General features: G+C 74.6%; 17 protein-coding genes. 6 read left to right on the forward strand and 11 right to left on the reverse strand.

Annotation, left to right across the window (positions count from 1 at the left end; translation table 11 throughout):
- Positions 1-144 precede the first annotated feature (144 nt).
- On the reverse strand, positions 145-609 hold the full coding sequence (locus LCD33_RS17105; protein ID WP_373690034.1) for an Lrp/AsnC family transcriptional regulator: 465 nt from the start codon (positions 607-609) through the stop codon (positions 145-147).
- Positions 606-1,754, reverse strand: a complete 1,149-nt coding sequence (locus LCD33_RS17110; RefSeq protein WP_224968713.1) for a Xaa-Pro peptidase family protein — start codon at positions 1,752-1,754, stop codon at positions 606-608. Before LCD33_RS17110 ends, LCD33_RS17105 begins: the two co-directional genes overlap by 4 nt.
- 398 nt (positions 1,755-2,152) lie before the next feature.
- On the opposite strand from LCD33_RS17110, the gene LCD33_RS17115 reads away from it, so the two are divergent.
- Positions 2,153-3,064 (forward strand): 5'-3' exonuclease, encoded by a 912-nt coding sequence (locus LCD33_RS17115; RefSeq protein ID WP_224968724.1) that lies wholly within the window; start codon positions 2,153-2,155, stop codon positions 3,062-3,064.
- A 24-nt stretch (positions 3,065-3,088) separates the two neighbouring features.
- On the opposite strand, the gene LCD33_RS17120 is transcribed toward LCD33_RS17115, so the two are convergent.
- The 6 genes from LCD33_RS17120 to LCD33_RS17145 form a co-directional block, all read right to left on the reverse strand.
- Complete coding sequence (locus LCD33_RS17120) at positions 3,089-4,309, reverse strand: GNAT family N-acetyltransferase (RefSeq protein ID WP_224978031.1); 1,221 nt, start codon at positions 4,307-4,309, stop codon at positions 3,089-3,091.
- Between the two features lie 51 nt (positions 4,310-4,360).
- The gene (locus tag LCD33_RS29425; RefSeq protein WP_224959777.1) at positions 4,361-4,669 is read right to left on the reverse strand and encodes a DUF4333 domain-containing protein; all 309 of its coding nucleotides are present in this window, start codon (positions 4,667-4,669) and stop codon (positions 4,361-4,363) included.
- Positions 4,670-5,431: 762 nt separating this feature from the next.
- Positions 5,432-8,542: an RNA helicase gene (locus LCD33_RS17130; protein ID WP_224959774.1), complete on the reverse strand. Its 3,111-nt coding sequence runs from the start codon at positions 8,540-8,542 to the stop codon at positions 5,432-5,434.
- 235 nt (positions 8,543-8,777) lie between these two features.
- Positions 8,778-9,683: a diacylglycerol kinase family protein gene (locus LCD33_RS17135; protein WP_224959772.1), complete on the reverse strand. Its 906-nt coding sequence runs from the start codon at positions 9,681-9,683 to the stop codon at positions 8,778-8,780.
- A 103-nt stretch (positions 9,684-9,786) separates the two neighbouring features.
- The gene (locus LCD33_RS17140) at positions 9,787-11,247 is read right to left on the reverse strand and encodes an XRE family transcriptional regulator (protein WP_224959771.1); all 1,461 of its coding nucleotides are present in this window, start codon (positions 11,245-11,247) and stop codon (positions 9,787-9,789) included.
- Positions 11,248-11,721: 474 nt separating this feature from the next.
- On the reverse strand, positions 11,722-13,047 hold the full coding sequence (locus tag LCD33_RS17145) for a hydrolytic protein (protein WP_224959769.1): 1,326 nt from the start codon (positions 13,045-13,047) through the stop codon (positions 11,722-11,724).
- Between the two features lie 138 nt (positions 13,048-13,185).
- On the opposite strand from LCD33_RS17145, the gene LCD33_RS17150 reads away from it, so the two are divergent.
- From LCD33_RS17150 to LCD33_RS17165, 4 genes are all read left to right on the forward strand, one after another.
- Positions 13,186-13,812 carry a LuxR C-terminal-related transcriptional regulator gene (locus LCD33_RS17150; protein WP_224959768.1) on the forward strand — a complete coding sequence of 209 codons (627 nt, stop codon included), beginning with the start codon at positions 13,186-13,188 and terminating at the stop codon, positions 13,810-13,812.
- A gap of 119 nt (positions 13,813-13,931) precedes the next feature.
- The gene (locus tag LCD33_RS17155) at positions 13,932-16,991 is read left to right on the forward strand and encodes a DUF11 domain-containing protein (protein ID WP_224966931.1); all 3,060 of its coding nucleotides are present in this window, start codon (positions 13,932-13,934) and stop codon (positions 16,989-16,991) included.
- Between the two features lie 82 nt (positions 16,992-17,073).
- Positions 17,074-17,766 carry a DUF4255 domain-containing protein gene (locus tag LCD33_RS17160; protein ID WP_224966930.1) on the forward strand — a complete coding sequence of 231 codons (693 nt, stop codon included), beginning with the start codon at positions 17,074-17,076 and terminating at the stop codon, positions 17,764-17,766.
- Positions 17,763-19,724 carry an ATP-binding protein gene (locus tag LCD33_RS17165; protein ID WP_224966929.1) on the forward strand — a complete coding sequence of 654 codons (1,962 nt, stop codon included), beginning with the start codon at positions 17,763-17,765 and terminating at the stop codon, positions 19,722-19,724. Before LCD33_RS17160 ends, LCD33_RS17165 begins: the two co-directional genes overlap by 4 nt.
- A 6-nt stretch (positions 19,725-19,730) precedes the next feature.
- Here the strand turns inward: LCD33_RS17165 and LCD33_RS17170 are convergent, their stop codons facing one another.
- Both LCD33_RS17170 and LCD33_RS17175 read right to left on the reverse strand, forming a co-directional pair.
- Positions 19,731-20,036 carry a hypothetical protein gene (locus tag LCD33_RS17170; protein WP_224959764.1) on the reverse strand — a complete coding sequence of 102 codons (306 nt, stop codon included), beginning with the start codon at positions 20,034-20,036 and terminating at the stop codon, positions 19,731-19,733.
- Complete coding sequence (locus tag LCD33_RS17175; RefSeq protein WP_224978032.1) at positions 20,033-20,329, reverse strand: hypothetical protein; 297 nt, start codon at positions 20,327-20,329, stop codon at positions 20,033-20,035. The genes LCD33_RS17170 and LCD33_RS17175 overlap by 4 nt, the downstream gene beginning before the upstream one ends.
- A 155-nt stretch (positions 20,330-20,484) precedes the next feature.
- Here LCD33_RS17175 and LCD33_RS17180 point away from each other — a divergent pair, with 155 nt between their 5' ends.
- Positions 20,485-20,880, forward strand: a complete 396-nt coding sequence (locus LCD33_RS17180; RefSeq protein ID WP_224966928.1) for a hypothetical protein — start codon at positions 20,485-20,487, stop codon at positions 20,878-20,880.
- A gap of 24 nt (positions 20,881-20,904) precedes the next feature.
- On the opposite strand, the gene LCD33_RS17185 is transcribed toward LCD33_RS17180, so the two are convergent.
- On the reverse strand, positions 20,905-22,374 hold the full coding sequence (locus LCD33_RS17185; protein ID WP_224959760.1) for an FAD-dependent monooxygenase: 1,470 nt from the start codon (positions 22,372-22,374) through the stop codon (positions 20,905-20,907).
- Between the last annotated feature and the right edge of the window lie 7 nt (positions 22,375-22,381).

Genomic DNA, 22,381 nt, shown 5'->3' on the forward strand with positions numbered 1-22,381 from the left:
TCCCCGCCCCCTGCCTCCCCCCCCCCCCCCCCCCCCACCAACCCCCCCCCCCCCCCCACCCCCCCCCCCCCCCCCCCCCCCCCCCCCCACCCCCCCGGGGGGGGGCCCCCCCGCCCCCCCCCCCCCACGCGAGCACGTCGAGGGCTAGATCTGCGGCGGCCGGTGCTCGTACGGGGTGGACAGCACCACCGTCGTCCGCGTCGACACCTTCGCCGCCTCCCGGATCTGCCGCAGCAGCTCCTCCAAGCCCAGCGGCGAGGCCACCCGCACCTGCAGGATGTAGGACTCGTCGCCCGCCACCGAGTAGCACGACTCGATCTCCGGCAGGTGCTCCAGCCGCTGCGGGTAGTCGTCCGGCGCGGCCGGATCGATCGGCGTCAACGAGATGAACGCCGTCAGCGGCAACCCGATCTGGTCACCGTCCACTTTGGCCACGTAGCCCTGCAGCGCGCCGCGCTGCTCCAGCCGCCGCACCCGCTGGTGCACCGCCGACACGCTCAACCCGACGCGCTCGGCCAGATCGGTGAAGCTGCACCGGCCGTCGTGCGCCAGCTCCCGCAGGATCGCGCGGTCCGTCGCTTCCAGTTCGCCCGTGTTCCGGTCGCTCACGCCGGCAGCACCACCAGGTCGTGCGGCTGCGAGTTCACGCTCAGCACCCCGTCCTCGGTGACCACCACGATGTCCTCGATGCGGGCGCCCCACCGGCCCGCGTGGTAGATGCCCGGTTCGATGCTGAACGCCATGCCCGGCTCCAGCTCCAGCGCGTTGCCGCCGACGATGTAGGGCTCCTCGTGCACGTCCAGGCCGATGCCGTGCCCGGTGCGGTGGATGAACTGCTCGCCGAAACCGGCCGCCGCGATCGGTTCCCGCGCCGCGGCGTCGATCGACTCGGCGGTGGCTCCGGGGCGCACCGCCCGCACCGCCGCGTCCTGCGCCGCCTGCAGCACCGCGTAGGTCTCCAGCACGTCCGGCTGGGCCGGCTCGCCCACCGCGTAGGTGCGGGTGCAGTCCGAGTTGTAGCCGGAGGCGATCGGACCGCCGATGTCCACCACCACCACGTCCCCGGCCTCGATCACCCGGTCCGACAGCGCGTGGTGCGGGCTGGCACCGTTCGCGGCGGAACCGACGATGACGAACTCCGCCTCGGTGTGCCCCTCCTCGACGATGGCCGCGGCGATGTCCGCGCCCACCTGCGCCTCGGTGCGACCGGCGGTGAGGAACTCGCCCATCCGCGCGTGCACCCGGTCGATCGCGGCGCCCGCCGCGCGCAACGCGTCGATCTCGGCGGCGTCCTTGCGCATCCGCAGCTCGCGCAGCACCGAACCGGCCAGCACCTGCTCGGCACCCGTCGCCGAGCGCAGCGGCAGGCAGTGCAGCGCCGGCGTCACGTCGGCGACGCCCAGCCGGGACGGGGCGCGACCGCCGCGGCGCAGCAGGTCCGCGACCAGCGCGTGCGGGTCCTCGCCGTCCACCCAGGTCACGACCTCGATGCCGAGCTCGTCGGCCGGGACGTCCGCGTAACCGGGAGCCTCCAGCTTCGGCAGCACCAGCACCGGGGCGGCACCGCCGGCGGCGGGCAGCACCAAGGTGCTGAGCCGCTCGAAGGACTCACCGCGGGCACCGAGCAGGTACCGCAAGTCCGAACCGGGGGTGATCAGCAGGGCGTCCAGGTCGGCGTGCGCCGCCGTCTCCGCGGCGCGGCGGAGCCGGGCGGAGAGCACCGCGGGATCCTGCTTGAGCGAGTCAGTGGCCATGGCCACCTAGCCTAACCGCCGGGCGCCGCGCTCCTCCGGCGGTGCGCGGGCCGAAGATCAGCACCGCGGTCCGCGGGCCGGAACCGGGCGGGACGCCGCTGACCCGCCCGGCCCGCCGCGCCCGGCCGGGCTGCGACGCCCCGGGGAGGACCGACGTGCCCGGCCGGAACGGCCCGCCCACCGGTCGGGGGTCGGCGACGGGCCGCTCCGCACCCCGGCCACGAGGGCCGGGAAGCCGCGGTGCGCGGCGCGTGCGCACCGGGCTGCTGCGACTGTAAAACGTCCCCCGAGCGGCCTGGTGACAGTGATCTGACAGCCCTGCGGAACCCGGATCGGCCCCGCTCCGCCGGGCGGCGTCGGCCGGTCGTGACAGAGTGTGCGCCGTGACGGGTTCTGTGATGCTGATCGACTCCGCCGGGTTGTGGTTCCGCTCCTACTACGCGCTGCCCGAATCGCTGACCGCCCCGGACGGGACGCCGGTGAACTCGGTGCGCGGGTTCTGCGACATGCTCGCGAAGCTCATCGGCGAACGGCGGCCGACCCGCGTGGTGGCCTGCCTGGACAACGACTGGCGGCCGCAGTTCCGGGTGGACGCGCTGCCGTCCTACAAGGCGCACCGGGTCGCCGAGGCGGACCCGGACGCCGAAGAGGTGCCGGACACCCTCGGCCCGCAGATCCCGATCATCCTGGACGTGCTGGACGCGCTCGGCGTGGCCACCGCGGAGGCCGAGGGCTACGAGGCCGACGACGTGATCGGCGTCCTCGCCGAACGCGAGACCACCGACCCGGTGGAGGTCGTCACCGGCGACCGCGACCTGTTCCAGCTGGTGCGCCCGGCGCCGACGCCGGTGCGCGTCCGCTACGTCGGGGCCGGGCTGGCGAAGGCGCAGGACTTCGGCCCGGACGAACTCGCCGAGCGCTACGCGCTGGACCCCGCTCGCGCGGGCGAGGCGTACGCGGAGATGGCCGTGCTGCGCGGCGACCCCTCGGACGGGCTGCCCGGGGTGGCCGGCATCGGGGAGAAGACGGCCGCGAAGCTGATCACCGAGTTCGGTTCGCTGGCGGCGCTGCTGGCCGCTTCCGAGCAGGGCGACCGGCGGCTCACGCCGCGGGTGCGCGGCAAGCTCGCCGACGCCGCCGACTACCTCGCCGCCGCGCCCGCCGTGGTGCGCGTCGTGCGGGACGCGCCCGTGGTGCTGGACCGGCCGGACACCGCTCCCGCCGCCCCGGCCGACCCGGACCGGTTGGCCGAGCTCGGCGCCCAGTGGGGCCTCGGCGGGCCCTTGGACCGGCTCATCGCCGCGCTCTGAGCCGGTGCCGCTCGACCGTCCCGGTCAGAACTGGGTGCCGCACCACGGCGGGCGCGCAGCGGCGAAGAGGCGGTCGGCGGCGGCGAGCGCCGACGGCTCGTGGACCTCGACGCGGTTCGCCGCGGCGAGGGTGCTCGGCCGGACGTCGCCCAGGTACAGCGAACCCAGCACGTCCACGTCCAGGCCCAGCTGCGGCGCGTCCGCGACCGGTTCCGCGCCACCCGGCCCGATCCGGTAGCGGCCCGAGTTCTGCGGCAGGAACGGGTCCCGCACCTCGACGACGACGGGCTCGGCCGCGCCGTAGGACCGCGCGGCCAGCGCCGCGGGCACGTCCACCAGCCGCACCCACAGGTCGTCGTCGACGCGGTCCACGCCGCAACCGCGCCGGTCCGCGAGCCACCACGGCAGCGGCTCGTCCAGCGGGCGGTCCACGGCGATCACCGAGGTCGCCAGGTCCAGGCCCAGCAGGAACCGCCACAGCGAAGCGGTGGCCGCGTCGTCCGCACCGTGCATGTCGCTCACCAGGATGCGGATCGACCCGTCGCCGAAGTGGTGGTCGGTCTTCGACGGCTCCCAGAGCGCGAACCCGTCGTCGGTGCCGGAGTCGTCGGAGTGCACCGCGACCCGCAGCGCTCCCCCGTTCTCCACCGTCCCGGCCAGCCGGGTGGTCCACCAGCCCTCGCCGCGGGCGATGAGGCCGGGCCTACCCGCGGCGATGCGGGAGTACAGCTCGGGCAGCAGCTTCTCCGCCGCGGGCCCGTCGACCAGCCGCACCTGCCCACCGATCGGTGCGTCCGGGCGCAGCTCGGCGTGCGTGCGGGCCACCTGCACCCGTTGCGACCGGGTTCCGAGGCCGTAGCCGAAGCGCGGGTAGATCCGCGTCTCCGAGGCGTGCAGGACCGCCAGCGGCTCACCGCGCTCCCGCAGCTCGGTCAGCTGCGCGCGCATCAGCTCCCGCAGCAGACCGCGCCGGGTGCGGTCCGCGCGCACCCCCACCCCGGTGACCGCGGCGGCGGGCAGCACCGCGCCGCCGGGCACCTCCAGGGCCGAGGTCATCGACAGGGCGGTACCGGCGAGCTCGCCGTCGAGGAACGCGCCGAACACCCGGCCCGGCTCGTACCTGGTCGAGGAGCGCTGCCAGCGCGCCTCCCCGGTGCGCTGCGGTTCGTGCAGCGAGGCCAGGAACAGGTCGAAGCTCGGGCGGTACTCGGATTCGGCCAGCGGCCGCACGTCGACGTCGGTCACGCCTGCATCCTGCCCAGTGCCGGGCCGCGCGTCGAGCGAATTCCCGGCTCCCTACCGCGGGTAGCCGACCTCGTAGGTACCGCTCGCGTCCCGGACGGTCACCGACACCGGCTTCGTCCCGCCGCCGAGGGTCACCTGGCAGTCGAACCGGTTGCCCGGCACCACCTGCTGCTCGGCCGGACAGCTCACCGATTCGACGGTGCCGAGGTGGTAGGAGTCGCGCAGCGTCTGCGCCACGCCCTGCTGCACGCTCTCCGGGTCGAAGCGGTCGTGCACCAGCACGCCGGGGTGCACGAAGCCGACGACGGCCAGCGACCCGGCGACGGTCACCAGGACCGCGCCGCCGAACACCCACGGCACCTTCGACCTCGTGCGCGGCGCGGGCGGCGGCGCGCAGCCGCGGCCGCGCGGGCCGACGACGATCGGCGGCAGGTTCGGGTGGGTGGATTCCGCGCCGGTGGCCCGCGGACGCCCGCCGGCGTCGCCGGTGCGGGGCTGCTGCCCCGGGTTCGCGGCGCCGGTCCTGCGGTCCGGTCCCGGTTGCTGCGCACCGGATTCCCCTTGCCGCGGGCGGGATTGCTGGTCCGGGCGCGGCGGGCGCTGGCCGATCTGCTGGGTCCGGCCGGGGTGGGAGTGACCGGGCTGGGCCTGCCCCGGGTGGGAAAGCCCCGGCCGGGTCTGGGTCTGCTGTGTCTGGCCGGGTTGACTCTGGCCGGGCTGGGCTTGGCCGGGCTGCGGCTGACCCGGTTGGGTGTGACCCGGCTGGGTCTGACCCGGCTGCGTCGCCCTGCCCTGCTGCTCCGCGCCGCCCTGGCCGGTCCTGCCCTGGCCCGGTCGCCCGGGACGGCGCCCGGGAACCGGCAGCCCCGGGTTGGTCCGCTGACCGGCACCGGCCGCGGAACCGGGGTGCCCTTGCGCCGGCCGACCGCCCTGCTGGGACGGGCCGTTGGGGCCGCTCATCCAGTACCTCCGGGAAAGCTGAAAGTTCCGGCGCGGCGCGCGACCCCCGACGCACCGCACCCCCGAATCCAATCACAGCGCGCCATCGCGCCATGACCCCGCCGGGTCGCGCGGCCGACGGCGATCAGCCGCCGCCGCAACCGATCCGGGCGCGGCGGCCGATCACACGGCGCCCGCGGCGACCACCCCGCGGCGGATCGCGGTGACGGCCTTCGCCGCCGCCGAACCCACCGGATCGGACTTGCCGGTGACGTCGCGGATCTGGTCGAGCAGGTCCACCACCTGGCGGCACCAGCGCACGAAGTCGCCCGCGGACAGCTCGTGACCGGTGGATTCGGCGGCGGTGAGCACCCGCTCCAGCGACTCGCCGCGCGCCCACCGGTACACCGGCCACGCGAACCCGGCGTCGGGTTCCCGGGTGCGGTCGAGCTTGTGCCTGCGCTCGTCCTCCTCCAGCTCGCCCCACACGTCCCAGGTCTTGTCCAGCACGTCGGCGACCGCCCCGGACGGCACCGGCGGCGAGACCGCGCCCTCCCGGCGGGACTCGTAGACCAGCGCGGACACCACGGCCGCGAGTTCCGCCGGCTGCAAGGACCGCCAGATCCCGGCGCGCAGGCATTCCGCGGCCAGCAGGTCTGATTCGCTGTAGAGCCGGGTGAGCCGCCTGCCGTTCTCGGTGACCGGCTGCTCCGGGTCGTCCGGCGTGACGTAGTCCCGTTCGGCGAGCAGGCCGATGATCCGGTCGAACGCGCGCGCCAGCGAATGCGTGGTGGTGGAGACCTTGCGCCGCAGGTGCTCGGTCTCGGACCGCAGCCGCTCGTACCGCTCGGCCCAGCGGGCGTGCTTCTCCCGCTCGTCGCAGCCGTGGCACGGGTGCGCCTTCAGCGCGCGGCGCAGGCTGGCCAGTTCGGCGTCGTCCCCGACGTCGGAGCGGCGCCCGCCGCGCCCGCCGCCCACCGAGATCCCGGTGTCCCGCAGGCTGGAGGCCAGGTCGCGGCGCGACTTCGGCGACCGGGTGTCCACGTGCTTGGGCAGCCGCATCCGGCCCAGCGCCTCCACCGGGGAGGTGAAGTCGGCGACGGACAACCGGCCGGACCAGCGGTCCTCGGTGACCACCAGCGGGCGCGGCTCCCCCATCGGCTCCAGGCCCGGGTCGATCACCACGGCCAGCCCGGAGCGGCGGCCCGCGGGCACCTGGATGACGTCGCCCTTGCGCAGCTTCTCCAGCGACTTCGCCGCCTCGGCCCGCTTCGACGCGCGGTTCTGCCTGGCCAGCACCTTCTCCCGCTCGGAGATGCGGCGGCGCAGCGAGAAGTACTCGGCGAAATCACCGAGGTGGCAGGTCATCGACTCCGCGTAGCCCTCCAGGGCGTCGGCGTTGCGGTCCACCCGCCGCGACATGCCGACCACCGAGCGGTCCGCCTGGAACTGCGCGAACGACTGCTCCAGCAGGTCGCGCGCCGCGTCCCGGCCCACCCGCTGCACCAGGTTCACGGCCATGTTGTAGCCGGGCCGGAACGAGGAGCGCAGCGGGTAGGTGCGGGTGGAGGCGAGCCCCGCGACCTGCTTCGGGTCCACGCCCGGCTGCCACACCACGACGGCGTGGCCCTCCACGTCGATGCCGCGGCGACCCGCGCGCCCGGTGAGCTGCGTGTACTCGCCGGGCGTGAGGTCGACGTGCGATTCGCCGTTGAACTTGACCAGCCGCTCCAGCACCACGGTGCGGGCGGGCATGTTGATGCCGAGGGCGAGCGTCTCGGTGGCGAACACGGCCTTGACGAGGCCGCGGACGAACAGCTCCTCCACCGTCTCCTTGAACGCGGGCAGCAGGCCGGCGTGGTGCGCGGCGATCCCGCGCTCCAGCGCGTCGCGCCACTCCCAGTAGCCGAGGACCGACAGGTCCGCCTCGGGCAGCGAGCTGGTGTGCTCCTCGATGACCTCGCGGATCTCGTCGACCTCGTGCTCGCCGGTGAGCCGCAGTCCCGCGCGCATGCACTGGCTCACGGCCGCGTCGCAGCCCGCGCGGCTGAAGATGAACACGATGGCGGGCAGCAGGCCCGCCGAGTTCAAGCTGTCCAGGACCTCCACCCGCGACGGTGCGAAGAACCGCGGCGGCCGGGGCCCCTTGCGCCTGCCGCCACCGGGACCGCCGCGGCCGCGGCCGTACGGCGAGTGCACCCGGGACAGCTCCTGGGTGTGGCGCAGCAGCCGCGGGTTCAGCGACAGCTCCCGCTCCGAGGTCTCGCCGCCGAACAGGTCGAACATCCGGGAGCCGACCTGCATGTGCTGCCACAGCGGCACCGGCCGGTGCTCGTCGACGACGACGGTGGTGTCGCCGCGGACCTCCACGAGCCATTCGCCGAACTCCTCGGCGTTGCTGACCGTCGCCGACAGGCTGGCCAGCTGCACGTGCTGCGGCAGGTGCAGGATCACCTCTTCCCACACGGCACCGCGGAACCGGTCGGCGAGGTAGTGCACCTCGTCCATCACCACGTAGCCGAGCTGGTCGATGCCGCGCGAGCCCGCGTACAGCATGTTGCGCAGCACCTCGGTGGTCATCACCACGACCTGCGCGTCCCCGTTGATGGAGGTGTCGCCGGTGAGCAGGCCCACCGCGTCCTCGCCGTAGCGCTCGCAGAGGTCGGCGAACTTCTGGTTGGACAGCGCCTTGATCGGGGTGGTGTAGAAGCAGCGGCGGCCCTCGGACAGCGCCAGGTGCACCGCGAACTCGCCGACCACGGTCTTGCCCGCGCCGGTGGGCGCGCAGACCAGCACGCCGTGGCCGGATTCGAGGGCCTGGCAGGAGGTGCGCTGGAACGCGTCGAGCTCGAAGCTCAGCGAACCGGCGAACTCGGCGAACTTCGGGTGCGCGCTGCGGCGGCGGTGCGCGGCGTAGGACTCGGCGGGCGAGGCGGGGGCGTCGTCCGCGTCCGCGCCGCGGCGGGCCTGCTCGCCGGTGGGACGGCGTCGAGCGCCTTCCGCGGCGGAGCGGCCGTCCCGGTCCGGTTCGCCGGTGGGGACGTCTCGATCCTGCGCTTCCGCGGGCCGGTCCTCCCGGGCGTGCTCGTCGGCGGGCCCGTCTTCCCGGTTCCGCTCGGCGGACCGGTCGCCCCGGTCCCGCGCACCGGCGGGCCGGTCGCCCTGGGCCTGCGCACCGGTGCGGCGGCCGCCCCGGGTCCGGTGGCGGCGCGGCGGGCCCGCGCTCCCGGGGGACGCGTCGGCGGAACCGGGCTCCACCGCGGGCGGGTTCTCGGCGGCCGGGTTCTCGGCCACCGGGTCACGGGGCGAACCGGGATTCTTCTCATCCGATCCCGAGCGATCCGGATGCGACATGTCGGAGTGCGAACGGCTCACAGCCACCCTGACAGGCTTTCACATCGCACCGACCGTCGTCGCAGGCGCAGTGCTCCGGAGCCGCCGCGCAACCCCGCGGCACGACGAGGTGGGGGGGCCGTTCGACCGGCGGGAGCGGGGCGAACGGCCCAGCCACCCGAGGTGAACGGGCAGCTCAGGCCGCGTCGCTCTTCGCAGCGGCCGGGGCGAGCACCTGGAGCGCGGCGGGCTGGCAGCGCAGGCTCACCGGCAGCCTGGCCTGCGGTTCGCCGTCGGCGAACGCGGTCCAGCCGTTGCCGCCGCCGAGCCGCACCGAGCGGGCCCGCAGCGTGCGCACCGCGGGGTGTTCGACGTGCTCGCCGGTGCGGATCGCGGGCAGCACCCGCAGCAGGTCGGCACGCCCCACCTCCCCGACGACGGTCACGTCGAACAGGCCGTCGGTCGGGTCCGCGCCGGGGCAGATCGGCACCCCGCCGCCGTAGTAGGGCGTGTTGCCGACGGCCACGCAGGTCGCGGCCACGTCGAGCACCACGTTGTCCGCTTCGACCCGCAGCGGCATGGCCTGCAGCCGGGCGAGCTCGCGCAGCACGGCCACGTCGTAGCGGGCGCGCCCGATGGGTAACCGGGAGCGGTTCACCCTGCTGTTGACCTGGGCGTCGAACCCCGCGCACAGCACGGTCGCGAACCGCTGCCCGCCGACCACGCGGCCCAGGTCCAGCGCCCGCCGGTGCCCGCCCTGCACGGCGTCGGTGGCGGCCCGCACGGCCTCCAGCGGGTCGGCGGGCAGGCCGAGCGCGCGGGCCAGGTCGTTGCCGGTGCCCACCGGGATGATCGCCAGCGCGGTGCGCGCCCCGGCGCAGGCCTGCACGGCGGCGTGCGCGGCACCGTCCCCGCCGACCACGGCCAGCACGTCGACGTCGTCGCCCACCGCGGCGCGGGCGGCGGTGGCGAACTCGGCGGCGTCGGCGGCGATCACGACGCGGACCGCCGAGACCACGCGGAACCGCCGGACGGCCTGCGCGGCGACGGCCGCGCCGCGGCCCCGGCCGGAAGCTGGATTGATCAACACCACGGTGCGCATGGGGCAACATCGTGGCCCACGCCCCCGTCGCGTGACCAGCCACCACCGGGAACCCCCGGTCAGCGGCCGTTCGCGCGGAAGTCCCGCTAGTGCGGAAGTCCGGCTAGTCCGGCCGGACGAACCCCTCGGGCAGGCGCAGCGCTCCCAGCAGCGGGGGCTCCGCGACGCGGCGCTGCTCGCGGCCCGCGACCTGCGGGAGGTGCTGCGGCCGGGGGCCCGCGGCAGGGCGCGGCGGGACCGAGCAGGCGCGGTCGGCCGCCCGCACCGCCTCCTCCCGGCCCGGTTCCTCCGCGCGGAGCCGTTCCTCGGCGAACAGCCGCGGCAGTTCGGGCAGGGCGTAGCGCCCGCCGCCCGCGACGCAGTCCAGCAGGCCGAGGTCCACCAGTTCCTCCAGCGCCCGTTCGACGGAGTCGACGTCGAGCTCCGCGAGCAGCGCGGCCCGCCGCACCGTGATCTCCCCGTCCCTGGCGAGCGCGAGCCGCCGGAACACGGTCCGGGCGAGCTCACCGCACCGCCGGTGGACCGCCGCGAGCACCGGCCGCACCGCCAGGTCGCCCGCGGTGAGCGCGTCGAGCCGCCCGCGCCGGTCCGCCAGCCGCCGCAGCAGGTCGGACACCAGCCAGGTGGGGCGCCCGGCGAGCCGGTTGCCCGCGATCCGCAGCGCCAGCGGCAGGTGCCCGCACAGCTCGGCCAGCGCCACGGCCGCCGACGGCTCGCGGCTCATCCGCTCGTCCCCGGCGATGGCGCCGAGCAGCCGCACCGAATCGGCCGGGGCTAGCACGTCCAGCGGGATCCGCGCCACCGATTCCAACCCGGCCAGCCCGCCGCGCCCGGCGACGAGCAGCAGGCAGTCCGGGTCGCTGGGCAGCAGCGGCCGCACCTGCGCCTCGTCGGTGACGTCGTCGAGGACCAGCAGCACCCGGCGGCCCTGCAACAGCGAGCGGTACAGGCTGGAGCGCGCGTCGGCGCCGGGCGGCAGCCGGTTCTCGGCGACGCCGAGCGCGCGCAGCACCACCCCGAGCGCGTGCTCCGGGCGCACCCGCCCGTACCGGTGCATCGGCAGGAAGAGGCAGCCGTCCGGGTAGTGCTCGGCGAGCCGGTGCGCGGTGTGCACCAGGAAGGTGGACTTGCCGACTCCGGGCGGACCGGTGACGGCCACGACGGGGGCGCTGCGGGGGCGGCGCTCCGCTGCGGCCACGGTCCGCAGCTCGGCGGCCGCCTGCTCGCGGCCGGTGAGGTCGGCGATCTCGGGCGGCAGCGCGCACAGCATCCCGCCCCAGCCCGGGTCCGGCGGAGCCGGTGCGGCCTCCGGCGTTCCGATCCCGGGGCGCGGCAACAGGTTCCGCAGCTCCCCCTCGTCGGTGGCGAGGGCCGCGGCCAGCGAACGCAGTGTCCGGGCCTGCGGGCGGGCCACCCGTCCGCGTTCCATGTCGCCGATGGCGCGGGCGCTGATGCCGGTGCGCCGGGCCAGTTCCTCCTGGGTGAGGCCGGCACGGGCGCGGCGCCGCCGGAGCGCGGTCCCGAAACCGGGGTGCGGGGTGTCGCCGGGACCGACCTGCGCCATGTACCCCACCACTTCTCCCGCAGCGGCGGGCCGGGTCCGCCGGCGTACCGCGCCGGAATTCAGGCCGCCACGCTGCGGTACCGACGTTCTCCCCGAGCCCCCGATGATCTCCGGACACCATTATCCGGAGATGCTTCGCACGGCACAACGTCCGCGATCGCGCCATTCCCCGGCCCGGTGATCTCGCCGTCACCGGATGCATTCCCACTGCTCGAACGGACGCACCCGAATGGCAGCGGAAATGCACTCGATCAGCCGAGCACGGGTTCCGGGCCGGAAGAAATGCGCGCGCCCGTTCTTCCTGTGGATCTTCCTGGCCGGGTTCGGCATTTCGTGCTTCGCTGGATCAGGGGACGCCGATCGGGCGGCGTGGGATCGATTCGGGGAGGGGTGCGCATGTCGGGGTACCGAGCGGGCCGCCGGAGCGCCCCGCGGCCGAGGTGCTCCGGACGGACGGGATCCGGGAACACCGGGTCACCGCGGCAGATCCCGCAGCACCCCGCTGACGTTGAGCACCTCCACGCACCGCGGCGCGCGCTGCCCCGACGGCGGAGTTCCGGGCAGGGCGCAATTCACCTCGCCGACGACGCGTCCACCCGCGGGGACTTCGATGGGCGTGACCCAGTGGTAGTCCTGGTTCCGGAACGTTTCCAGCGCGATCGTGGTGACCATGCGACCGCCGAACCAAATGGTGAGCACTCCTTCATCGCCCTGGGAGTTCGCCAGCACCAAGTCGGTGATGTAGAACACCTTCCCCTCCGGGACGATGTAGGGCTGGGCACCGGCCTCTCCGCCATTCGTGGCCACTCGAATGGTCGTGGAGAACTGCCCGCCGCCCGGCACGGTGTTGCTCCCGGGCGGAACGGTTCCGGGCGGTCGGTCCTGCTGGTCCCCGCCCGGTTCCTCCGCCGGGGGCGGCGGTTCGGGCTGCGGCTGCGGAGCGGGGGCGAGTTCGCCGTTGCGCGCCATCTCCTGCGCCCGCTCTTCCGCGGCCTCCTTCGCCGCGGACTCCAGCGTCGGCTTCAGCAGCGCGAACCAGGCGATCAGCAGCGCCAGCAGCAGCGCCAGCAACGCCAGCAGCCACTTCGGCAGGATCGGCAGCTGGTGCAGCTCCCCGTCCAGCTGCTCCGGGTACGCCTCGAACCCCGTCGCCGGAAACGCACCGGCACCCGCGGGCGCCGTCACCGCGTCGTGGACCGCGACCGGCGAGGCGGTGACCACGAACGGCGTGCGCACCGGGGCACCGAACCAGATCAGCTTCGCGGCGCGCGCCCGCAGCCGCACCTCCACCTGCTCGTCCGGTTCGACCCGGGGCCGAGATTCCTCCAGCCGGAACCGGAGTTCCTCGGCGGCGTCCCCCGGTTCCAGCGGCACGTCGATCGGCGTGTTGCCCTGGTTGTGCAGCACCACGTGGAAGCGGCCGGTGCGCCAGGCCCGGCGGCGTTGCGGCGCCAGCCACGCGCGCAGCTGCTGGAACGGTTCGACGTGCACGGTCGCCTCGGGCACCGCCACCAGCTCGGGCCGTTCCACCGGGGTGACCCGCACCGCCAGCGGTACGTCCCCGGCGGGCACCTCGGGAGACCTCGGCGGGCGCAGCACCAGCGTCACGCTGCCCCGCGTCCCCGGGTAGAGCGAGAGCCGCGCCGGTTCGACGACGGTCCACGGCGAGCAGCGACCGACGACCTCGAACTCGTAGGCCTCCACGATGTCGGTGCCGTTGTGCACGGTCAGGGTCGCGGTGGCCTCCCCGCCCGGGGCGACCACGATCGTCTCGTTCTCCCACACAGCTGAGGTGCTCACCCGACGAAAGCTAGGTGCCCCCGGCCGTCCGCGGCAGGGCCTCGGGGGCAGCGGGCGGGCAGGGCGGCTGCCCGCACCGACGCAACCCGACTGCCCGGACCTCCCGGCCACGACCCACGAGGTGAGGAGAGAGCGGACATGACCACGAGAGTGCCCGTCGCGGTGCACGCGGGCGACCCGCTGCTGCACGCGGGCGTGACCGCGCAGCTGCGCCCGCGTCCCGAGGTGGACGTGCTGAAGCTCGACGAGCACGAGAAGGCGCAGGTGTCGCTGGTCGTGGTGGACCGGGTGGACGACGAGGCGGTGCTGCTGCTGCGGCGGTTGCAGCGGACGCCGAGCACCCGCACCGGCCTCATCGTCGGCGAGTTCGGGCAGAACGCGCTGCGCATCGTCATCGAGTGCGGGGTGTCGGCGGTGCTGCGGCGGGCGGAGGCCGAGCAGGACCGGGTCGTCGGGCTGATCACCGCCCTGGTGCGCGGGGAGAGCGTGCTGCCCGGCGACATGCTCTCCCGGCTGCTGGACCACGTGGGCCGGTTGCAGCGCAGTTCCGCCGACGCGCAGGGCTTCAACCTGTCGACGCTGACGGCGCGGGAGGTGGAGGTGCTGCGGTTGATCTCGGAGGGCTTCGACACCGGGGAGATCGCGGGGAAGATGTCGTACTCGGAGCGCACGGTGAAGAACATCCTGCACGAGGTCACCACCCGCCTGCAGCTGCGCAACCGGGCGCACGCGGTCGGCCACGTGATGCGGCAGGGGTTGATCTGATTCCCCTCGCGTTGCCCGAAAGTCCCCTGCGGGCTTCCCGCCCCGGTGCCTGAGCGGACCTCCCGGGTGCCCCCGGCTGCGGACAGGATCGGACGGGGTTCCGAGCTCGGAGGTGGGGAATGCAGGTGTCGGGCGCGTTCCGGCGCGGGCGGGTGCGCGTCGGGGGCGCCCTGTTCGGCGTGCTCGTGGTGCTGTGCGGGCTGATCTGGTTGCCGCCCGCGACGGCGCAGCAGGATCCGCCGGCGGGCCGCATCGCGTTCTCCGGGCCGGGGCACCGCAGCATCGGCCTCGTCGACGACACCTCCGGGTCCGCGGACGGGAAGACCTCGGAACCGCTGCTGGACGAGCGGCCCGCGCACTTCGACGAGGACCCGGCGACCCGCGGCGACCTGGTGGTGTTCACCAGCCTCCGCGACGAGGCCACCGCGCAGGTGTACCTGCGCGACGGTTCCGGTTCGGTGCGCCGGTTGACCGAGGGCCGCGACGCCGCGCACCCGAAGCTGTCCCCGGACGGCCGGTGGGTGGTGTTCGACTCGGCGGAGCCCGCGGGCGGGCAGCGGACGCAGCGGGACCTGTGGCGGGTGCGCACCGACGGCACGCAGCTGACCCGGCTCACCACGTCCGCGTCGAACGAGACCTGGCCGTCGTTCTCCCCGGACGGGGAGCGGATCGCGTTCGCGGGCGACGCGACCGGGCGCTGGCAGATCTACACCCGCGAGGTCACCGGCGCGTTCGCGCAGCAGCGCACCCGGGAGCCGAGCGGGGCCGCGGTGCAGCCCGCGTGGAACCCGGTGGACGAGGACCGGATCGCCTACACCTTCGACCCGGACGGGAACCTCGCGGACAGCTACGACCAGCAGGTTCGGGTGCTGTCGAGCCCGGGACAGACCACCGGGGACGCGCTGCTCGGCGGCGACCGGGCCTCGTGGACGAGCTTCTGGCCGGTGTGGCGGGCGGACGGCGAGTGCCTGCTGTTCCTGAGCCACGACCTGCCGAGCGGGCGGTTCACCACGAACTACGTGTACCGGGTGGACGTCCCGACGGCACCGACCACGAACACCCCGGTGCTGATGCTCGACGAGGTGCGGGAGGTCGACTCGCCCGCGCTGCTGCCCGGCGGCCGGCTGCTGGTGGCGCGCACGACGGCGTGCTGCTTCAACGTGGCCCAGCTGCAGGACATCCGGCCGGACGGCAGCGATCCGCGCAGCCTCGGCGTGGACGTGCTGCACGAGGACCCGGCGGCCGCCGAGGATTCCAGCAAGTTGTTCGAACCGGACCCGGACTACGACCCGTGGACGCAGCGGCAGTCCTACTCCCCCGACGGCGCGACGATCGCGGTGAGCGCGTTCAGCGGCCCGCAGGGGGATCGGCGGCAGCGCATCCAGCTGGTGGACGCGGACGGCTCGAACCGGCGGGAACTGCCCATCGCGGACCGCGGGCAGGACGACTGGGAGACCGACGCGGCCTGGTCCCCGGACGGCACGAAGCTGGCGGTGGCGCGCCGCTCCCCCGGCGGCCAGCCCGGCGATCAGGGCCGCGGCAAGAGCCGGATCGTGATCGTGGAGGTGGCCACCGGCGAGGTCCTCGGCCGGGTGCCGCCGCGGAACCAGGCGGAGGACGACACCCAGCCGGTGTTCTCCCCCGACGGGGAACGGCTCGCGTTCAGCCGCGGGCAGCTGATCGTGCCTGCGGAGCAGCGCTACAACCACATCTGGTTCGCCCAGGTGGGGAAGCTGGAGCAGCAGCGCAACGTCACCGAGGAGCTCTGCGACTGCCCCGAGCTGGTGGTCGACGACAGCGCCGCGTTCTCCCCCGACGGCGCGAGCCTGGCGTTCAACCGGGAACCGCACGGGCTGTACCGCTACGAGATCGAGGACGAGTCGTGCTCGGTGGTGCTGCCGGAATCCGAGGACTCCTGCCGCGACAAGCCCGGCGACGGCGACGACCCGCCCGAGCACTTCCAGCCGCGCGACCTCAGCTGGTCCCCGGACGGGAGCAGCGCGGTGTTCTCCGAGCGGGCGAGCGTGAACGCCCCCGAGCACCTGTCCGCGGTGGACATGCGGACCGGCCGGATCACCCCGCTCACCCAGGGCTTCCCCGGCAGGCAGAAGGAAGCGACCTGGCAGGCCACGGTCGACGTGAGCGTGTCCGCGCCGGAGCGCACCGACGAGATCGACGTGGGCGACGAGGTGCGGGTCTCGGCGCAGATCACCAACAACGGCCCGGCCGCCGCCCCCGGCGCGACCGCCGAGCTCACCGTGCCGGACGGGGCGCGGCTGACCGGGATCGACTCGACGGTGGGCACCTGCGGGCAGGACGGCCGGTGCGAGCTCGGCCTGCTCGAACCGGACCAGCAGGTGCGGGTGACCGCGACCGTCGTCGGAGTCGACGGCGGCGACCAGCGGCTCCGCTGGCAGGCGCGCAGCCGGATGCGGGACAGCAGACCCGCCGACAACACCGCGACCACGATCGTGCCGGTCGTCGCGCCGGAACCGCCTGCGCCGCCACCACCACCTCCGCCGCCTCCGGCGCCCGCGGCCCCGGGGGTGACGGTGCGGGCCGACCCGAACCCGTCCTACGTGGGCGGCCGCACCGACGTGACGTTCACGGTGCGCAACGCAGGCCCCTCCCCCGCGACCGGGTTGACGCTGGACGTGGCGCTACCGCCGGGGATCCCGGTGACCGCGCTGCCGCCGGGGTGCTCGGCGAGCCGATGCCTGCTGCCGGACCTGCCGCCGGGCGCGGAACGGCCGGTGGTGCTGGTGCTGGCGCCGAAGGCGGCGCTGGACGGCGAGATCACCGGCACGCTGCGCACCACCGGCACCGACACGACCCCGGCGGACAACCTGGCGCGCACCCCGTACCGGGTGCTGCAACCGCGGATCATCTCGGTCCCCGAGGTGGGCGAGCCGGGATTCGTGACCTCGGTGCGCGGCTTCGACTTCCCGCCGGGGGTGCCGGTGCGGCTGAACTGGACACCGGGCATCACCGCGGCCGCCGCGCCCACGATCCCCGGCCCGGACGGGAGGTTCGCGGCGCAGCTGCTGATCTTGCCGAAGGACCGGCTCGGCCCGCGCGACATCACCGCCACCGGCGCGGGCTTCAGCCCGGTCCACGTCCCGGAACCGTTCCTGGTCGTCGCCCCCGCGGTCCCGCCGCCGCTGATGGGACGGCGGTGATCGAGCGGTGCGGGCGCGGCGCCGAGGCCGCTGAGGTGCCGCCACCCGACCCGGCCTGCCGCAGGAACGCGAGGAGCGCGCAGTGATCCACGAAGTCGACGAGGGCCTGCGGTTGCTGCTGGCCGAGGAGGGCCTGCCCGGTTCGGGGGTGGAGCTGGCGTTCGACCCGCCCACCACGGATTGGGCGGCGAAGCGCAACGCCCCGACGGTGAACGTGTTCCTCTACGACCTCCGGGAGGAGCCGGCGCTGCGCCGGTCCGGTGCGGTGGACCGGTTCGACGAGTCCGGCGAGGTCGTCGGCCGCTTCGACCCGCCGCGCTGGTTCCAGCTGTCCTACCTGGTGACGGCGTGGACGAACCGTCCGCAGGACGAGCACCGGCTGCTGGCGCAGGCGCTGCGCGGCCTCATCCGGTACGAGGCGCTGGATCCGCGGTGGCGCACGGGTTCGCTGGGCGAGCTCGGGTTGGCGGTGTCGTTGGAGACGGGCGGGGAGCTGGCGGAGAACCGGTCGCCGACGGACGTGTGGTCGGCGTTGGGCGGCGAGCTGAAACCGTCGATCCCGCTGCGGGTGACCGCGCCGCTGGCGGGCGTGCTGCGCCCGGTCGGCCCGCCGGTCACGGAGGGCGTGGCGCTGCGCGGCCGGGCGTCGTTCCCGGAGGGGCCCGCCGACGAGCAGCGGCACCTGCGCTACGACGGGACCGCCGCCGAGGGCGACGGGTTCTCCTCGCCGAAGCCGCGCCCGCAGGGCCGCCGCCGGCTGCGGGGCCCGTTGTGAGCGGCGAGCTGTGGGAGCGGCTGCGCGCGGTGGAGCACCGGGTGCGGCTCGCGCTGGACGCCCGCGCCGATCCGGACCGCGACGACCCGTACCGCGGCCTGTACCTCACCGAGGAGATGGTGCGGCGGGTGCTGGAATCCCCGTCGGCGTCCTGGTCCGCGGAACCGGGCGAGGTAGCCGAACCGGGCGCGCGGCTGGCGCGGCTGGTCGCGGATTTCGGCTTGGCCGCGTGGGACGTGGAGTTCCTGCTGATCGCGCTGGCCCCCGAGCTGGACGCCCGGTTCGAGCGGCTCTACGGCTACCTCAACGACGACGTGACACGGCGGCGGGCGACGCCCGGCATGGTGCTGGAGCTGTGCGGGATGCCGACGGCGGGCGCGGGCCGGTTCCGCTTCGCCCCGGAGGCGCCGCTGGTGGCGGGCGGTCTGCTGGAGGTGCAGGAGCCGGAGCGACCGCTGCTGACCAGGACGCTGCGGGTGCCGGACCGGGTGGTGGCGCACCTGCTCGGCGGGGACGAGCCGGACCCGGCGGTGCGCGGCCTGGCGCGGGTGGTGGACGAGCCGGTCGCGGAACCGGCGGAACTGGTGAAGCGCCTGGCCACCGGCCTGGACGCGGGAATCGGCGCGGTCCACCTGCGCGGTGCGGCGGGCGCCGAGCAGCAGGCGGTGGACGCGTTGGCGGTGAGCGGGCGCGCGGCGCTGGTGCTGGACGCGGCGGCGCTGGACGCCGAAGCGGAACCCCCGGTGGCGGAGCTGGTGCGGGAGGCGCGGCTGCGGCGAGCGGGCCTGGTGTTCGGGCCGCTGGAGTCGTCGTCGCGCCCCGAATCCGCGCGCCTCCTGCGGCGGCTGCTGGACGAGTCGGCGCGGATTCCGCTGCTGCTGCACGGTTCCGGCGGCTGGGACCCGGCCTGGGCGCGGCAGGCACCGCTGTCGCTGACCTCGCCCGAACCGGACCGCGCCGCGCTGTGGCACCGCGCGCTCGCCGAGGCCGGCGCCGGGGACGTCGACGTCGAGCCGTTGAGCGCGTACCGGCTCGGCGCCGACCAGGTGCGCCGGGCCGCCTCGGTGGCGACCCGCCTGGCCCGCTTCGAAGGGCGGCCGCTCGACGCGGACCACCTGCGCGCCGGGGTGCGCGCGCAGAACGGCGCCGGGCTGGAACGCCTGGCCCGCCGCATCACACCCGGTGTCAGCTGGGAGGACCTGGTGCTGCCCGAGCGGACGACGCGGGCGCTGGCGGAGCTGTCGGTGCGCGCCCGGCACCGGGACCGGGTGCTCGGCGACTGGCGGATGCGCCCCGGCGGCGGTCGCGGGCGCGGTGTGGTCGCGCTGTTCGCCGGTGAATCCGGCACCGGCAAGACGATGTCCGCGGAAGTGGTCGCCGCCGACCTCGGCATGGAGCTCTACGTGGTCGATCTGTCCACAGTGGTCGACAAGTACGTGGGCGAGACGGAGAAGAACCTGGAGCGCATCTTCACCGAAGCGGCCGGGGTGAACGGGGTGCTGCTGTTCGACGAAGCGGACGCGATCTTCGGCAAGCGCTCCCAGGTGAAGGACGCGCACGACCGCTACGCCAACGTCGAATCGGCGTACCTGCTGCAGCGGATGGAGTCCTTCGACGGCATCGCGGTGCTCACCACGAACCTCCGCGCCAACCTCGACGAGGCCTTCACCCGCCGGCTGGACGTCATCGCCGACTTCCCCGTGCCCGAAGCGGAGCAGCGCCGCGCCCTCTGGGACCGCACCCTCGGCGCCGAACTCCCCCGCGCCGACGACCTCGACCTGGACCGCTGCGCCGAGCGCTTCGAACTCGCCGGAGGCTCCATCCGGGCCTGCGCCGTCACCGCCGCCTACCTCGCCGCCGAAGCCGGCCGCCCGGTCACGACGGCCGATCTGCTCACCGCCATCCGCCAGGAGTACGCCAAGCTCGGGAGGCTGGCCCTCGACGCCGAGTTCGAGTAGGGGCTCCTACGGGTGCGGGCCGACCGTGATGATCGTCAGCTCGTCCACTCCTGGACCGTGCACCCACCAGATCCGCCACGCGCCCGGGGTGCGGTTCTCGACGTAGGACTCCCACACGTCCTCACCGTCCGGGCCGGTGATCGAGTGGTACTTGTGCGACTGGAGGCCCGGATGCGACGGACCGATGTCGCGCAACAACCGCAGGGTTTTGCGGACCTTCTTCCACTTGTCCCTGTTCCGCGGTCGTTGCAGGTCTTCGATGACCTTCTGGGCCTGAGCGGTGTAGGCCAGGAGGAACGGAGGCGCGCTCACTCGTCGTCGTCTTCCAAGTAGTCGTCCCGGTAGGAGATCCGTCCGGCCGAGCTGTCCGCGAGCCCTCGCAGCAAGGAGTCGCGGAGCTCGTCGTTCTCCCAAATGATCATTTCGCGCGCGGGGACGCTGGCCATCGGAATCATGCGGATCTCGCCGGTGCCCTCGTTCTTGAACACCAGGTAACGATCTTTCCGGCGCACTCCCGCACGCCCGAGCGCGATGCGGGAACGCTCATCGGCTTCGACCTCGGCGATGCGCTCGAAGTCGGCGTCGGTTTCAGCCATCGCACCCATGCCGCTCTCCCCTGCTCGTAGCCTCCACCCAGTATGCCACGAGTGGGCAAGTGGGCAATGCCCACATGTATCGAACCAAGGAGTGGCGCGCTGTCATGACCTGGCCCGTGCGGCTCAGCCACCAGGCCGTGAGCACCGTTTGGTAGACATCCGGCATGGCGTTGTGGGAGGGCGGAACGGAGCCCTGGACGGTGTTCGTGTCGGACGCGTTGCAGTCCCGGCTGGACGCGTGCTGCGCGGACGGGCGCACGGCCACCGCGGTGGCGTTCGAGGCGATCGAGGCGGTGCACGACCGGTTGCCGGACGTGGTGCGCGGCGCGCGGGCGCGGCTCCGGTCGCCGCACGCCAGGGACGAGGTGCACTACCTCGGCTCCGGGCCGGTGCAGGTCCGCATCCGGCCGGACTCCGAGCAGGCCGCGCTGCTGGCGCGGTGGTCCGAGGAGCTCGGCGCACCGATCACGACCTGGCTGCCCCCGGTGCTCAACGCCCACCTGCCCGGCCGGGTGGAACCGGAGAACATGCCCTGGATCGTCCAGGACGAGCAGCGGTAGCCGTGCTCAGCCGGCCCGGTCGAGCTACTCGGTGGTAGCACCGCCGGACCGCCCGTCACCGCCGGACCGCCCGTCACCGCCGGACCGCCCGTCGCCGCCGATGGCCCAGGCGACGTGGCCGTCGGGTCGGACGAGCACCGCATCGGCGCTCGCCCAGGGTTCCGCGGCACCGCTCAGCTCGGCCCGGTGCCGCCGCGTGCCGGGCGGAAGCGCGGTGTCGGCTCCGCCCGCGGTGAGGTCGAGCAGCACGTGGTTTCCACCGCGCAGCAAGGGGAACAGCTCGCCGCCGTCCGCGAACGCCAGGTTCGGCGCGCGCCGCCCGGCCAGCGGGTGCGCGGGTTCGGCGGGTGCGTAGCGGACGTCCAGCGCGCCGAGGCGTTCGGCGAGCGCGCGGGAGAACTCGGGGACCTCGCGGATCATGCCGGACAGGAATCCGCGCAGTGCCAGCCCTTCGACGGACCCGGTGGTCATGAGCGCGGTCTGCGCCCGGGTCGATTCGAGCAGGTCCGCACCGACCGGGTGCCGTTCGGCGTGGTAGCTGTCGAGCAGCCCGGGTTCGGCGGTGCCGCGCAGGGTGGCGGCGAGCTTCCAGCCGAGGTTGGTCGCGTCCTGGAAGCCGACGTTGAGCCCGACGCCGCCGGTCGGGAAGTGCATGTGCGCGGCGTCCCCGGCGAGCAGCACGCGCCCCCGCCGGTAGGCGTCGGCCTGCCGGGTGGCGTTGCCGAACCGGGAGGTCCAGCTCGGCGAGTGCAGCCCGAAGTCCGTGCCCAGCGCGCGCCGCAGCTTGTCCCGCACTTCCGCGGTGGTCAGCTCGCCGGGGTGCTCGGTCCGGTGGTCCTCCGGTGCGATGCCGACGAACCGGGTGCGGCCGCCGGGCATCGGGACGGCCATGACGCCGCCGTCGGGTCCGAACGCGCTGACCGCTCCGGCGGGCGGGTCGGCGAGGACGACGTCGGCGAGCCAGCCCCAGATCGTGCTGCCGGTGCCGGGGAATCCGATGCCGGCCGAGGTCCGCACGGTGCTGCGGGTTCCGTCGCAGCCGACGACGTAGCGGGCCGCCAGCTCGTACGTCCCGGCGGGCCCCTCGACCGCGATGCGGACCGAATCCGGGCCCTGGTCGAGGCCGGTGACCTGGTGCCCGCGGTGGATCGGCACGCCCCGGTCGCTCGCGTGCGCCGCCAGGAGTTCCTCGGTGCGGACCTGCGGCAGGAACAGGGTGAACGGGTAGGGCGTGTCGAGCTCGCGGAAGTCGAGCCGCGCGTCCAGTGCGCCGAAGTGGCCGGTGGGCAGCGGGATCCCCGCGTCGACGAACTCGTCGGCGATGCCGCGCATCCCCAAGATCTCGATGGTCCGCGGGTGGAGGGTGAGCGCCTTGGAGTGCGGTTCGGGTTCGCGCTTCGCCTCCAGCACGGTCGCGGACACCCCTTGCAGCCGCAGCTCCGCGGCGAGCCAGAGCCCGGTGGGTCCGGCTCCGACGATCACGATGTCTTCCACGCGCGCT

This window comes from Saccharopolyspora sp. 7B (genome assembly GCF_020177435.1).
Taxonomy (GTDB): Bacteria; Actinomycetota; Actinomycetes; order Mycobacteriales; family Pseudonocardiaceae; genus Saccharopolyspora_C; species Saccharopolyspora_C gregorii.

Coding starts and splice junctions, on each gene's coding strand:
- LCD33_RS17135 (WP_224959772.1), bottom strand. CDS start 9,683: ATGCGCACCGTGGTGTTGATCAATCCAGCTTCCGGCCGGGGCCGCGGC.
- LCD33_RS17140 (WP_224959771.1), bottom strand. CDS start 11,247: ATGGCGCAGGTCGGTCCCGGCGACACCCCGCACCCCGGTTTCGGGACC.
- LCD33_RS17180 (WP_224966928.1), top strand. CDS start 20,485: ATGGCGTTGTGGGAGGGCGGAACGGAGCCCTGGACGGTGTTCGTGTCG.
- LCD33_RS17150 (WP_224959768.1), top strand. CDS start 13,186: ATGACCACGAGAGTGCCCGTCGCGGTGCACGCGGGCGACCCGCTGCTG.
- LCD33_RS17110 (WP_224968713.1), bottom strand. CDS start 1,754: ATGGCCACTGACTCGCTCAAGCAGGATCCCGCGGTGCTCTCCGCCCGG.
- LCD33_RS17155 (WP_224966931.1), top strand. CDS start 13,932: ATGCAGGTGTCGGGCGCGTTCCGGCGCGGGCGGGTGCGCGTCGGGGGC.
- LCD33_RS17115 (WP_224968724.1), top strand. CDS start 2,153: ATGCTGATCGACTCCGCCGGGTTGTGGTTCCGCTCCTACTACGCGCTG.
- LCD33_RS17175 (WP_224978032.1), bottom strand. CDS start 20,329: ATGGGTGCGATGGCTGAAACCGACGCCGACTTCGAGCGCATCGCCGAG.